Consider the following 13,325-nt stretch of genomic DNA (forward strand, 5'->3'; position numbering starts at 1 on the left):
GCCGATGGGAATGCTGTGATATTAACTCCGAAGCCTAATTTGGCTGACCCCGCGTTTGACTCCCTTTCTGACCATGCTGCCGAAGAGGCGTTTGACGGCGATTTTGCCGCCGACGACGTCTTCGAGGAAATGGCCCCGATTACATTGGAACTGACGCCGGACGCCTGCGGCCACCGCCTCGATAAAGTCATCGCCCAGCTGGTGCCGCAATACTCGCGCAGCCGCTTGCAATTGTGGCTGGAAGCCGGTTTCGTGACCGTCGATGGAAAAGTTGCCAAACGCAACATGACCGCCTATGGCGACGAGAAGATCGTCATTCTGCCGCAAAGCGCGCCGGAAGACGAGGCTTTTAAGCCGGAAGCGATGGAATTGAACATCGTGCACGAAGATGAGCATATCATCGTCATCAACAAACCGGCCGGACTGGTCGTGCATCCGGGCCCCGGCAACTGGTCGGGCACCTTGCTCAACGGCTTGCTGCACCACTGCCCGCAGCTGGCCGGCGTGCCGCGCGCCGGCATCGTGCACCGCCTGGACAAGGATACGAGCGGCCTGATGGTCGTTGGCAAGACCCTCGCTTCGCAAACGGACCTCGTGCGCCAGCTGCAGGCGCGCACCGTCAAGCGCGAGTATTTCGCGCTGGTATGGGGCACGCCGAAAATGGCGGGCACCATCGATGCGTCCATCGCGCGCCACCCGCGCGACCGGGTCAAGATGGCCGTGTCGGAGAATTTCACCGCCAAGCCCGCCATCACGCACTATGAATTGATCGGCAGCGGCGAACTCGACCGCCGTCCCGTGAGCCTGATGCAATGCCGCCTGGAAACAGGCCGCACGCACCAGATTCGCGTGCACATGCAGCACCTGGGCTTTGCGCTGGTCGGTGATTACGTGTACGGCAAGCAGCACCTGGTGTCCGTCTTCTCGCGCCAGGCGCTGCAGGCGCGCCGCCTGGGCCTCGTGCATCCGGGCACCCTGGAAGCGTGCGAGTGGATCGTGCCGCTGGCCGATGATTTCGCGCAACTGATCGCCACGGCCGGCATTCCCGAGCCGGAACAGGTCTGATGACGTCGCCGTTGCCTTGCATTATTCCCCATTGGCCCGGCCTGCCCGCGAACGTGGGCGCGCTGGCGACCGTGCGCGCAGGCGGCGTCAGCCAGGGGCCATATGGTGACGGGCAGGGCGGCGGCGGCTTGAACCTGGGCACGCACGTGGGCGACGAGCCCGCGCATGTGGCCGCCAACCGAGCGCGGCTGGCGGCAGTCTTGCCTGCCGAGCCGGCCTGGCTGTCGCAGGTGCATGGCGTGGCCGTTGCCGATGCCGCTACGCTGGGCGCTTGCGTGCCCGATGCCGATGCCAGCATCGCCACGCAGGCGGGCGCCGTGTGCGTGGTGATGACGGCCGATTGCCTGCCGGTGCTGTTCAGCTCAAGCGATGGCCTCGTCGTCGGCGCGGCGCATGCGGGCTGGCGCGGCCTGGCCAACGGCGTCTTGCAGCGTACGGTGGACAGCATGCGCGCGCAGGGCGCGACGGAGATCCTCGCCTGGCTGGGGCCAGCCATTGGCCCGCAGCAATTCGAAGTGGGGCAGGACGTGCTGCAGGCGTTTCGCGACGGCGCGCGCGATGATGCTGAACGGCAAGTGTTGTCGGATGCGTTCGCCGCCATCGCCGGCAAGCCGGGCAAGTACCTGGCGAATATTTATGCGCTGGCGCGCACCATGCTGCTTCGCGATGGCGTGGCGCAAGTGGCGGGCGGGGAATATTGCACCGTCAGCGATGCGGCGCAGTTTTACTCGTACCGGCGCGACGGCGTGACGGGAAGACAGGCCAGTTTGATCTGGCGCAAATAATCTGCACGGCAGGCACTTATGTGTCTGCCGTTTTTGTTTTATCGTCTGCTGAGGCGAGTGCGTGGGCGTTCAGTTCAGCGACGCGCTCAGCCTTGCGTTTGCGTCGCCGCGAGCCCGTCAGATAGAATAGGATGGACAGCGGGATGACGCAGTACAGCACGAAGGTCATCACCCCGGCGACGATGGACGGTTCCGTCAGCGCCATGAGGCCGACGACATAGATCCAGGCAACAGCGGTCATGAGCATCATGAGTAGTGGCAGTGGGTAAGAGTTTGCATGCAGATGATCCAAAAGTATTTATTTTTCGACTACGTTTCGGCGCCTAACAAAACCGTAGCGAGCGGAAGGGAGAGGTGGTTAAGAAGCGCAACCGTACTCTAGTACGGTGAGCATCGCAGGCCGCCTATACCGACGCGCAGTAGGCTTTGTTCGGCGTCCCTCAATCTTGAATGGACTTACATATATCTATGAACATGCCCGATCCTCAAATGATGACCAAGGAATGGATGGCGCAGATCAGCAATCCTGAGCAGTGGAAGATGTGGTTCAACATGGTACCGCAGCCCCAGGGCAATCCGATTGCCGGCATTTTGCAGGATGCGGGCGCCAGCATCAAGCCGGAAGCGATCGAGCAACTGAAAAATGCCTATGTGGCCAAGCTGACGGGTTTGTGGGCTGACTTTATGGCCGGCAAGGCGCCGGAGCTGAAAGACCGCCGCTTCGCCGCGCCCGCCTGGCACGCCAGCCCCCTGTCGGCCTTCAACGCGGCCGCCTACCTGCTCAATGCCGAGTTTCTCAGCGCCATGGCCGATGCCGTGGAAGCGACGCCGCACCAGAAGCAAAAGATTGCCTTTGCGGTACAGCAAATCGTCGACGCCATGTCGCCCGCCAACTTTCTGGCCACCAATCCCGACGCCCAGCAAACCCTGATCGAGACCAAGGGCGAAAGCCTGGCCAAGGGCTTGAGCAATATGCTGGCCGACATGCAGAAGGGCCGCATCTCGCAATCGGACGAATCGGCCTTCGAAGTGGGCCGCAACGTGGCCACCACGCCGGGCACGGTGGTGTTTGAAAACGCCTTGTTCCAGCTGATCCAGTACACGCCAAGCACGCCCACGGTACACCAGCGGCCCCTGCTGATGGTGCCGCCGTGCATCAATAAATTCTATATCCTTGACTTGCAGCCAGAAAACTCGCTCGTGCGCTATGCGGTGGAGCAGGGCAATACCGTGTTCCTGATGTCCTGGCGCAATCCGGACATGAGCATGCAGCACCTGACGTGGGACGATTACGTGGAGCAAGGCGTGATCGAAGCCATCCAGGTGACGCAGGACATTTCCGGCCAGGACAAGCTGAACATGTTCGGCTTTTGCGTGGGCGGCACCATCGTCTCGACGGCGCTGGCCGTGCTCAAGGCACGGGGCGAGAGTCCCGCTGCCAGCCTGACCCTGCTGACCACCTTCCTCGATTTCTGCGACACGGGCGCGCTCGACGTCTTTATTGACGAGCCGCAAGTGGCGCTGCGCGAGCAGACCCTGGCCAAGGGCGGCCTGATGTCGGGCCGCGACCTGGGCAGCACTTTCTCGAGCCTGCGGCCGAACGACCTCGTGTGGAATTACGTGCAGTCGAATTATCTGAAGGGCAAGGAGCCGCCCGCGTTCGACTTGCTGTACTGGAATGGCGACGGCACGGGCTTGCCGGGCCCCATGTTCTGCTGGTATCTGCGCAACACCTACCTGGAAAACAGCCTGAAGGTGCCGGGCAAGCTGACGGTGGCCGGTGAAAAGGTCGACCTGAGCAGCATTGACGCGCCCGCTTTCATCTACGGTTCGCGCGAAGACCATATCGTTCCCTGGGGCGCGGCCTATGCCAGCACGGCCTTGCTGAACCCGAAAAAACCGAAAGCCAACCGCTTTATTCTCGGTGCTTCGGGCCATATCGCCGGCGTGATCAATCCGGCGTCGAAGAAAAAGCGCAGTTACTGGAGCAACGACGCAGGCAAAGGCGCCCGCACGGCGAAATCCAGGCCCTTGACTGCCGAGCAATGGATGGAAGGCGCGACCGAGCACGTGGGCAGCTGGTGGCCCGAATGGGCGGCTTTCCTGGCCGAACACGGCGGCGCCCAGGTGAAGGCGCCAGGCAAGCCGGGCAACAAGCGCCACGCGGCAATCGAGCCGGCGCCGGGGCGGTATGTTAAAGTCAGGGCAGATTAATTCACAAAGCGTTTTGCCCGGCAAGACCGGCGTAATCTCCGGTCTTGTCAGGAATCTACTTTTAGTTGCGTTGCAATAAATGCGGGAATCTACTACCCTGATGTGCAATGGAGCCGTTTTCCACTCTATAATGGAAAACGTAGGCAGGTGCGAAAGCGGACCCACGTTCGCTTTTTTTTCGGATTAACTCAGTATGCGCTGCGGCGCAATAAGTGGAACTTGTGATGAGTAGTGCAAAAAAAAGTATAGACCGCCTGATTAAAAAATATCCCAACCGCCGTCTGTACGACACGCAAACCAGTTCCTACATCACCTTGACGGACGTCAAGCAGCTGGTGTTGGACAATGAGGTGTTTACCGTCGTCGATGCCAAATCCAATGAAGATTTGACGCGCAGCATCTTGCTGCAAATCATTTTGGAAGAGGAAGCGAACGGCGCGCCCATGTTCTCGAGCAGCGTGTTGTCGCAGATCATCCGCTACTATGGCCACGCCATGCAGGGCATGATGGGATCCTACCTGGAAAAGAACGTGCAGGCGTTCACCGATATCCAGCACAAATTCACGGGCACGTCGGCCGGCAGTTTCGAAGGCAAGCCATTCAGCCCGGAAATGTGGACCCAGTTCATGAATGTCCAGGGCCCGATGATGCAGGGCATGATGAACAACTACATCGACCAGAGCAAGAGCCTGTTCGTGCAGATGCAGGAACAGATGCAGAGCCAGAGCAAGAATCTGTTCGGCACGTTCCCGTTTGTGCCGCCGGTTCCGCCGACGGACAAAAAATAAGCTGATCCGGTTTTTACGTCTTACAACGGCACAGGAGTTCCTGTGCCGTTGTGCATTCAGGCGCCATATCGCCTCGGTGTGCCAGGTTTTGATCGGAGCATGGTACAACCATTTTTCCTTGATGGGCAGACGCTGTCCGGCAAGGATGACATCGCAGCGTTCGTTTGATATGCAACTGCAGGTCCACGAGGAGTATGTATGGCGCTGCTTGAGCAATTGCAATCAATGATTGCAGCCGAGGGCACGCTGGGCTGGTCGGTAAAGAATCAGGCGCGTATGCATGAACGCAATGCGGACCTGCCTTACCTGAGCGCTTCCGATGCCATGAGATACTGGCCGGAAACCGCCACTGCCGTGGGTGTGCGACTCAATGACCTTCAGACATCGATATAGCGGCTCCTTTCGGCCTGCATGATCTTTTCGATCTGGTGGTCCGGCCGACAGAGCGATTTCTGACAGCGAAGCAATCGGTCTACGCAGGCCGCGTGCGTGGCAAGAATTGGCAAGGTACCTGGCCCAAGCTACGTATTGAATTCCCAGGTGCTGCTTCCTGCTGTGCTTTGGAACCGGACTGAGCAAGCTCATAGCCTGCATTTGATGATAAGCGATGCAGGAGCCTGAGAATCGCACATGCAATTCATTGCTACCTATGCCCGGTCAACCCGGACAGCGTAGCAACCGCGTCTGGCGTTGTGGCCGTGGATATAGCTGACTTCCTGATTGGCAAAGATCTGCTCAATCAGGGTTTCAATCGACGTGCCTTCCACCACATGTTCAGGCGCGTCCGCCATCCGGCTCTTACTCTGCAAGTCAATCCAGGCAGACGGCACGGATGCCGCCTGGTAGTCATCGTTCACATCGGGTGGGCATGGCACTGTCGACTGACGGTCAGAACTTTCACTTCATGCTTTCGGCAGTCCAGCTTTTACCGCCGTCGTTCGATATTTCAAATTGCGCCGGCACGCTCCAGCGCGTTATTTTTCCCAGAATCGCACCCGATTTAAGCGGGGTCAACTCGCGTGATTTCGGTTTGGCGTTCACCAGTGTCCACGTTTTGCCCATGTCGCTACTGGCATGTAAGGTCGTATCGCTCATCAGACTGCTTTCAAAACGCAGCAGGGTGCCATCGGTACGCTGAACCAGCGGAATGTGGCTAGCGGTGACCTCTTGCCAGGTTTGACCTTGATTCACTGAAACGAAAGCATCTCTGGAGGTGATCGCAAATGGCCCGTAACCTTGTGTTATGAGGCTCCACATGCTGCTGCCGCTGATGCGCATCGCATCCACACGGCGATCGGGCATTGCCCGCTCTGACCACTGGCCACTGGCGTAGTCGTAGAGGTGCAGCGTTCCTTTCGTCGACGTGTAGGCAAAGCCTGTGCCGATATCGCGCAGCCAGAACCAGGTGTCCTGGTTCAGGAGCCACTTCCCCAGCTTCTCACTGCGTACCTGATTCCACTCGCCGCGCTCGAGACGGGCGGAATGATAAATCGTGACTTCATTGTTACGCTGGACGGCGACATACCAGCCAGCGTCCATATTGCCAGCCAGTCCGACCAGATTGCCATAGGGAAGGTTGCCAGTGTCAACCGGTTCAAGCTTGTTCTGTCCCGGCGCATGGCGCAGCAGGGTGCCGAACTCGCCGAAGGCCAGCAAGTCTGCATCCGGCATTTGCACCGGCTGCACGCAGTTCAGCGTCTCTATTTTGTCGCTGGCCAGTTGTTTCCATGTTCCCTCAGGGCTGCGCCACAGCACTGTGCCCATGCGGGTTGCGGCCGCCACGCTGCCGTCTGGTAGCTCCGTCACGCATTCGGCGCCGGTGGGGCGGGCCATGGCGACTTCCTCAGCGCGATCCGTATCACTGCGCGATCCGGACCAGCTGACTGTCTTTTCGGGTGCAAACAGCTTCAGGTGCTCGGGAGAATAGCGTTCGAGCAGGGTGCGGTTGTCTCGCACCCGCACGCTGCGGCCGACCAGTACACGCTCGCCATAAAGAGGAGTGACGATCAGGCGGCCCAGATCGACCGGCTTGCCTTCCTCCACAGTAAATAAGTCCAGGCCGCTGCCCATTTTGATGTAGCGGTTTGATTTGCCGGAGTCGGCCAGTTGACTGAAGTAGTATTTCCCCGGTGGCAGGGTCCCCATGAAAAGAGTCGTGTCGCGCGCCATATCCTTGGCAACCTGGTTCAGGATATATTGCTGGAGGACCAGGCTGGATACTGCGTCTCCGCTACTCAGGCGGCCCAAGGTGATCTGGCCCAATCCGTTCACATCATCAGTGTTGGCAGTAATGCTGACAGTAACGGCTGTACCTTCGGAGGGCACGCCGACGCTGAGAGGGCGCTGCACATGCGTTGTGACACAGCCACCGAGCATCAGCGCAGAGACGGCTCCTGCAAAAACGTTGGCAACGAGATTTTTGATGAACATTTTATTTCCACAGTGCAATAAAATTTTATTATAGCGAGACTGTGTATGAAATAACAAGTACATTAGTCAAGTATCGGCTGCAGCCAGATATGGAATGCGTGAAAGAATATGCTCAGGGCAGGTCGCCCGTGGCTCCCACCGTTGCATATCCCGCAGCAAAACCAGACCGCCACTGACAGCTAAGGGCGGCTCGGGGTACAATAGACGATTCGCCTCACCATTTTACTAGCTGCCAACTATGTCTGAAATTCACCGTATTCCCGTTCCTTCCGCCCAGCCCGAGGCCATGCAGGCCATGCCAGGTGCGGCGCCGAAAGTGGGCTTTGTCTCGCTCGGCTGCCCGAAAGCGCTGGTCGACTCCGAACAAATCCTGACCCAACTGCGCGCCGAAGGCTACGAAACGGCGAAATCCTACGCTGGCGCCGATCTGGTGATCGTCAATACCTGCGGTTTTATCGATGCTGCCGTGCAAGAGTCGCTCGACGCCATCGGCGAAGCGCTGGCTGAAAACGGCAAGGTCATCGTCACCGGCTGCCTGGGCGCCAAGAAAGATGCTGCCGGCGACGACATCATCATGAAGGTGCACCCGAAAGTGCTGTCCGTCACGGGCCCGCACGCGCTGGCCGAAGTGATGGATTCCGTCCATTTTCACCTGCCGAAACCGCATGCGCCGTTCCTCGACCTGGTGCCGCCGCAAGGCGTCAAGCTGACGCCGAAGCATTATGCCTACCTGAAAATTTCCGAAGGCTGCAACCACCGTTGCAGTTTCTGCATCATCCCGTCGATGCGCGGCGACCTCGTCTCGCGCCCGATCGGCGAATTGATGATCGAAGCGGAAAACCTGTTCAAGGCCGGCGTCAAGGAATTGCTGGTGATTTCGCAAGATACCTCGGCGTATGGCGTGGACGTGAAATTCCGTTCCGGCTTCTGGAATGGCCGTCCCTTGAAAACCCATATGACGCAGCTGACGGAAGCGCTGGGCGAGCTGGCCAAGTCCTACGGCGCCTGGGTGCGCCTGCATTACGTGTACCCTTACCCGCACGTGGACCAGATCATCCCGATGATGAGCGGCGGCCACATCCTGCCTTACCTCGACATTCCGATGCAGCATGCGCATCCTGACGTATTGAAACGCATGAAGCGCCCGGCCAGCGGCGAGAAAAACCTCGACCGCATCCAGGCCTGGCGCGCCATCAACCCGGACCTGACCATCCGCTCGACCTTCATCGCCGGTTTCCCTGGCGAAACGGAAGCGGAATTCGAGTACTTGCTCGATTTCCTCAAGGAAGCGCAGATCGACCGCCTCGGCTGCTTCGCGTATTCGCCCGTCGAAGGCGCAACGGCCAATGCCATCGCCAATCCCGTGCCGGAAGAGCTGCGCGAAGAGCGCCGTGGCCGCGTGATGCTGCTGCAGGAAGAAATTTCCAAGAAACGCCTGCAGGCCAAGGTCGGCAAGACCGTGCGCGTGCTCATCGATGAAGTCACCCGCTCGGGCGGCGTGGGCCGTTCCAGCGCCGATGCGCCGGAAATCGACGGCGTCGTGTATGTGAAACCGCCGTTCGAGCCGCACCGCAAGCTGGCGGTGGGCCAGTTCGTCGACGTAAAAATTACTTCCGCGGACGCGCACGACCTGTGGGGGGCCGCAGAGTAACGCTGACATGGCCGCGCAAGCGGCATCGATGCTGTTCCGAGAAGAGGGAGTGCCAGTTGGCGCTCCCTTTTTTTTGCACGCCTCAGATTGCGCGGCGGCGCCGCATCAAGCCGATGCCGGCCAGGCCCAGCAGCAGCATGGCGTAGGTTTCAGGTTCCGGTACGGGCACCAGCACGGGGCTGATGGTAAGCTTGGTGTCGGGCGACCAGCGGACGCTGATGCTGGTCGAGCGGGGATCGAAAGGATGGTAATAGGTGTAGGCGAACGAGTCACCCGTCTTCAGCGTGCCAAAATAGGTTTCATCGGGATAGCTGCCTTCGAAATAGGCTGAGATCTTCAGGCCGCCTTCAGCCGAATATTCCAGCGCATTGACTCCGCAGCGCATGTAGATATTGCCATTATTGCAACTGCTGTAATAGTTCTTCCCATTGAATATCAGGTTGTAGGTTTCGTTTTTCGTGATCACATTGTCGCCATTGATATTGTTGGCGCTAAAGCTACCTTCCAGCCGCAGATCGGGATTCCATGCGCCGCCGTTCAAGTCATCATAGAAGCCGGTATAGGAAAAATTGATCAGATAAGGCACGGACGGAGCCGCCAGCGCCGTCGTCGTGGCCGCAGCCAGGGCGGAAGCCAGCAATATTTTTTTCAACATGGGATATTCCTCTCGATGGAGTGTATAAAATTAAAAGATTAAAAATAAAGCATCCAAATAATACATGATAAATGACAAAAAAATATCAAATTGATTCCGCCGTGCGCCAGGCGCCCGGTGGCCAGTCGTACGGCAGTTCTTGAGCAAAGCCCTTACAATCGGGGCGGACCTGCAACATGCGGTCCGCCTTTACCCACGCATTTATCCGACAACGCCATGACCCTAATCAAATCCCCCCAGACGGCGCTGATCCACAGCGATTACCAGGCGCCGCAAGGCTTTGCCGCGTTTCCCAACGCCATCCACCATGCCTCGACCGTGCTGTTCAAGGATGTGGCGGCCATGCGCTCGGGCGACTGGAAAGAGAAGAACGCCTATACCTACGGCTTGCACGGCACGCCCACCACGTTCACCCTGGAAGCGCGGCTGGCCGGGATCGAAGGGGGCACGCACTGCCTGCTGGCGCCGTCGGGCCTGGCGGCCATCGCCATGGCGGATTTCGCCCTGCTGAAGACGGGCGACGACGTGTTATTGCCGGAAAACATCTACAACCCGAACCGCGAGCTGGGACGCTGGCTGGCGCAGGATTTCGGCATCACGGCGCGCTATTACGATCCGCTCATCGGCGCCGGCATTGCCGCCTTGATCCAGGAGAATACCAAGCTCATCTGGACGGAAGCACCGGGTTCCGTGACGATGGAAGTGCCGGACTTGCCCGCCATCTGCGCGGCAGCCCATGCGCGCGGCGTGCTCGTCGCTTTGGACAACACCTGGTCGGCGGGCCTGGCCCTGCGCGGCTTCGACCTGGGCGTGGACATCATCATGCAGGCGCTGACGAAATACCAGTCGGGCGGCTCGGATGTGTTGATGGGCGCCCTGATCACGCGTGAGCGGGCGCTGCACGACCGCCTGGCGCAGGCGCACATGCGTCTGGGCATGGGCGTGGGCGCGGACGACGCCTACCTGGTGCTGCGCGGCTTGCCCACCATGAAGCTGCGCTTCGATGCCCACGACAGGGGCGCGCGCACGGTGGCCGCCTGGCTCAAGGGGCGCCCGGAGATCGCCACGGTGCTGCATCCGGCTTTCGCCGATTGCCCGGGCCACGCCATCTGGCAGCGCGATTTCACGGGGGCGGGCGGCCTGTTTTCCGTGCTGTTCGACGCGCGCTACACGGAGGCGCAGACGGACCGTTTCGTCGATGCCTTGCAGTTGTTCAAGATTGGCTACAGCTGGGGCGGCGCGAACAGCCTGGTGATGCCGTACCGTATCGCCGCCATGCGCAAGGGCTGGCAGTTGCCGGGCCAGCTGGTGCGGCTGAACGTGGGGCTGGAAGATCCGCAGGATCTGATCGCCGATATCGAACGGGCGTTCGCGGCGATGCAGGAAGCGGCAAGCCGTTAGCTTGCCGCGAAGCACCTTTTACATGGGCACGGGCTTGTTGTTGTTCAGGTCGAGGAAGCCGCGCAGCAGGCGGTAAGCCTTCCACAGCCAGGCCACGCCCCACACGACGAAGGCCAGCGGAATGCCGATCAGCGTGATCCACAGGATGGCGCCGACGACGATCCAGGCCACATACCACCAGAAGGAACGGATCATCCAGCTGTGATGGCTGTACACGAAGGTCCCGGCCGCCTCATCCCGCTTCACATAATTGATGATGAGCGGAATGAAGGAAAACGCGCCCAGCGAAAACACGAAGCTGGCGCCATGTATCAGGTATAACCACCAGGCCAGGTTTTTGGTCTGCTGGAGTTGGGTATCCAAAATAATATCTTGTGACATGAAGGCTCCCGTCGTTGCGCAATTTTTAATTGTAACAAGCAAAGCGGCGAGGCAGCGCAGTCCATGGAAAAAGGCAGAATACATTGTTGAAACGAAATCAATATCCCACCCTGGCCGCGCGCGCCAGCTCATGGCTGCGGCGCGCCGTGCCGGCCTTGCTGCTGTGCTGCGCCACGGCGGCGCACGCCGCCGGCCCCACCCTGGAGGCGGAGTTTGCCGCCGGCTTGAAGGAAGAGGGCCTGGCGGGCGCCGTCTGGAGCGAAATCTTGCCCGATGGCACAGTCAAAGTCGGCGCGTCCGGCTTGCGCGATGCCGCCAGGCAAGTACCCATGCAGGCCGATACGCGCATGCAGGTGGGCTCCGTGGGCAAGGTGGCGCTGGCGCTGGGCGTCTTGCGCCTGATCAGCGAAGACAAGCTCACGCTCGACACGCCCCTGCAGCAGGTACTGCCCGAGCTGGCGCTGAGAAACCCGTGGCTGGCCAGCGATCCCGTGCGCATCCGCCACCTGCTGGCGCATACGGCCGGCCTCGATAATGTGCGCTTCTGGCAGGCATTCAGCCTGAAACCGGCGCCGGACACGCCGTTGGCCGCCGCTTTTGACGGCGGCGGCAATCTGCTGCGCGTGCGCACGCGGCCCGGCAGCCGCTACGCCTACTCGAACATGGGCTATGGCTTGCTGGGCATGGTGATCGAGCGAGTCACGGGCCAGCCGTATGAACGCTACCTCGACGCGCAACTGCTGCAGCCGCTGGGCATGGCGGACAGCACGTTTGCTTTTGTCAGCCAGACAGGCGCGCAGGCGGACCCGCGCCTGGCCATGGGTTATTTCGAGCATGGCGTGGCGCAGCCGGCCGTGCCCCAGTATCTGCGTCCGGCCGCGCAATTTACCACCACGGCGGCCGACATGGGCAAGCTGGCGCAGTTCCTGATGGGCGACGGCAAGCTGCAGGGTACGCAGTTCATCGACCTGGCCCTGATGGGCGCCTTGTCCGAACCGGCCGGCACCGATGCGGCGCAGGCGGGCCTGGCGACGGGCCACGGCCTGGCGCTGGCCGTGCGCGACCGCCACAATGTGGTGGGCGCCTGCCACCCTGGCACGGCCGTGGGTTTCCGCGCCATGCTGTGCATCTATCCGGAGCAGGACAGCGCCTTCTTCGTGGCCTTCAACACGGATGCGGAGCGGGCCGACTATGAACGCTTCAACCGCCTGCTGCTGCGCGACCTGGAACTGCCGCTGCGCGCGCCGGCCCCGCAGGGCACGCCCGCGCCCACGGTGGAAAACTGGCAGGGCGTCTACGTGCCGTCGCCCAGCGCCATGGCCAGCATGGCCTGGGTCGATGCCGTCTTCGGCTTTACGCGCGTCAAATGGGATGGCGAATCGCTGTTCCTGATCCCGTTCCAGGGCGAACCGAAGGAGCTGGAACCGGTGGGCGGCTTGCTGTTCCGCGCCAGCGACCGCAGCACCGCGTCGCATGTGCTGATGCAGGAAGATGGCAAGCATGTGCTCAGCGACGGCTTGCGCAGTTATGAGCGCGCGTCGATGCTGCGCATGCTGGTGCTGTGGGGCAGCCTGGCCCTGGGTGCCGCCGGTTTGCTGCACGTGCTGGTGGTGGGCGTCTGGCGCGCCGCGCTGCGCAGGCTGGGGCGGGGCGACCATCTGTTCGCGCCCTTGCTGTCGCTGCTGGCGCTGCTCTTGCCGCTGCCGTTTTTCTATTTCCAGTCCTACCTGCGCCTGGGCGACGTTACCGTGGCCAGCGTGCTGCTGGCGCTGGTCACGGGCGCGCTGCCGCTGGCCACGGCGTTCGGCCTGGCCCGCTGCTGGCGCAGCCGCGGCACGCTAGCCGAGGCGGGCTCGTGGGCGAAATGGGACTGGGTGGCCTTGCTGGCGGCCCTGCAACTGCTGCTGGTGCTGGCCTGGTGGGGTTTGCTGCCGCTACGGCTGTGGCAGATGTAG

General features: G+C 60.8%; 14 protein-coding genes. 9 read left to right on the top strand and 5 right to left on the bottom strand.

From position 1 onward, the window contains the following. Nucleotides 1-39 precede the first annotated feature (39 nt). Both AC1RJW_RS05515 and pgeF read left to right on the top strand, forming a co-directional pair. A complete protein-coding gene (locus tag AC1RJW_RS05515) occupies nt 40-1,065 on the top strand; it encodes an RluA family pseudouridine synthase (protein WP_034781141.1) in 1,026 nt (341 codons plus the stop codon). After that, nucleotides 1,065-1,850 (top strand): peptidoglycan editing factor PgeF, encoded by a 786-nt coding sequence (gene pgeF / locus AC1RJW_RS05520; RefSeq protein ID WP_493044111.1) that lies wholly within the window; start codon nt 1,065-1,067, stop codon nt 1,848-1,850. Before AC1RJW_RS05515 ends, pgeF begins: the two co-directional genes overlap by 1 nt. A gap of 16 nt (nt 1,851-1,866) precedes the next feature. On the opposite strand, the gene AC1RJW_RS05525 is transcribed toward pgeF, so the two are convergent. Further along, nucleotides 1,867-2,100 (bottom strand): hypothetical protein, encoded by a 234-nt coding sequence (locus AC1RJW_RS05525; protein WP_493044112.1) that lies wholly within the window; start codon nt 2,098-2,100, stop codon nt 1,867-1,869. A 239-nt stretch (nt 2,101-2,339) separates the two neighbouring features. On the opposite strand from AC1RJW_RS05525, the gene phaC reads away from it, so the two are divergent. The 4 genes from phaC to AC1RJW_RS05545 all read left to right on the top strand — a co-directional run bounded on the left by phaC (nt 2,340) and on the right by AC1RJW_RS05545 (nt 5,427). Beyond that, on the top strand, nt 2,340-4,064 hold the full coding sequence (gene phaC, locus AC1RJW_RS05530; RefSeq protein WP_493044113.1) for a class I poly(R)-hydroxyalkanoic acid synthase: 1,725 nt from the start codon (nt 2,340-2,342) through the stop codon (nt 4,062-4,064). Between the two features lie 224 nt (nt 4,065-4,288). Further along, the gene (gene phaR / locus AC1RJW_RS05535; RefSeq protein WP_010399000.1) at nt 4,289-4,852 is read left to right on the top strand and encodes a polyhydroxyalkanoate synthesis repressor PhaR; all 564 of its coding nucleotides are present in this window, start codon (nt 4,289-4,291) and stop codon (nt 4,850-4,852) included. A gap of 198 nt (nt 4,853-5,050) precedes the next feature. Then, on the top strand, nt 5,051-5,245 hold the full coding sequence (locus tag AC1RJW_RS05540) for a nucleotidyltransferase family protein (RefSeq protein ID WP_493044114.1): 195 nt from the start codon (nt 5,051-5,053) through the stop codon (nt 5,243-5,245). Between the two features lie 35 nt (nt 5,246-5,280). Continuing rightward, the gene (locus tag AC1RJW_RS05545; protein ID WP_493044115.1) at nt 5,281-5,427 is read left to right on the top strand and encodes a hypothetical protein; all 147 of its coding nucleotides are present in this window, start codon (nt 5,281-5,283) and stop codon (nt 5,425-5,427) included. 72 nt (nt 5,428-5,499) lie between these two features. On the opposite strand, the gene AC1RJW_RS05550 is transcribed toward AC1RJW_RS05545, so the two are convergent. Both AC1RJW_RS05550 and AC1RJW_RS05555 read right to left on the bottom strand, forming a co-directional pair. Continuing rightward, entirely contained in the window at nt 5,500-5,709 is a 210-nt protein-coding gene (locus AC1RJW_RS05550; RefSeq protein WP_493044116.1) for a DUF1203 domain-containing protein, read from the bottom strand. Between the two features lie 40 nt (nt 5,710-5,749). Next, nucleotides 5,750-7,282, bottom strand: coding sequence for a beta propeller repeat protein (locus AC1RJW_RS05555; protein WP_493044117.1), 1,533 nt, complete (start codon nt 7,280-7,282; stop codon nt 5,750-5,752). 295 nt (nt 7,283-7,577) lie between these two features. Here AC1RJW_RS05555 and rimO point away from each other — a divergent pair, with 295 nt between their 5' ends. Continuing rightward, nucleotides 7,578-8,933: a 30S ribosomal protein S12 methylthiotransferase RimO gene (gene rimO / locus AC1RJW_RS05560; protein ID WP_493044211.1), complete on the top strand. Its 1,356-nt coding sequence runs from the start codon at nt 7,578-7,580 to the stop codon at nt 8,931-8,933. Nucleotides 8,934-9,015: 82 nt separating this feature from the next. Here the strand turns inward: rimO and AC1RJW_RS05565 are convergent, their stop codons facing one another. Continuing rightward, nucleotides 9,016-9,588 carry a PEP-CTERM sorting domain-containing protein gene (locus AC1RJW_RS05565; RefSeq protein WP_493044118.1) on the bottom strand — a complete coding sequence of 191 codons (573 nt, stop codon included), beginning with the start codon at nt 9,586-9,588 and terminating at the stop codon, nt 9,016-9,018. A 216-nt stretch (nt 9,589-9,804) separates the two neighbouring features. Here AC1RJW_RS05565 and AC1RJW_RS05570 point away from each other — a divergent pair, with 216 nt between their 5' ends. Further along, entirely contained in the window at nt 9,805-10,989 is a 1,185-nt protein-coding gene (locus AC1RJW_RS05570; RefSeq protein WP_493044119.1) for a cystathionine beta-lyase, read from the top strand. 18 nt (nt 10,990-11,007) lie between these two features. Here the strand turns inward: AC1RJW_RS05570 and AC1RJW_RS05575 are convergent, their stop codons facing one another. Next, complete coding sequence (locus AC1RJW_RS05575) at nt 11,008-11,370, bottom strand: DUF4870 family protein (RefSeq protein WP_326459713.1); 363 nt, start codon at nt 11,368-11,370, stop codon at nt 11,008-11,010. Between the two features lie 86 nt (nt 11,371-11,456). On the opposite strand from AC1RJW_RS05575, the gene AC1RJW_RS05580 reads away from it, so the two are divergent. Next, nucleotides 11,457-13,325: a serine hydrolase domain-containing protein gene (locus AC1RJW_RS05580; RefSeq protein WP_493044120.1), complete on the top strand. Its 1,869-nt coding sequence runs from the start codon at nt 11,457-11,459 to the stop codon at nt 13,323-13,325.

The sequence above is a fragment of the Janthinobacterium sp. GW822-FHT07A03 genome, assembly GCF_058798815.1.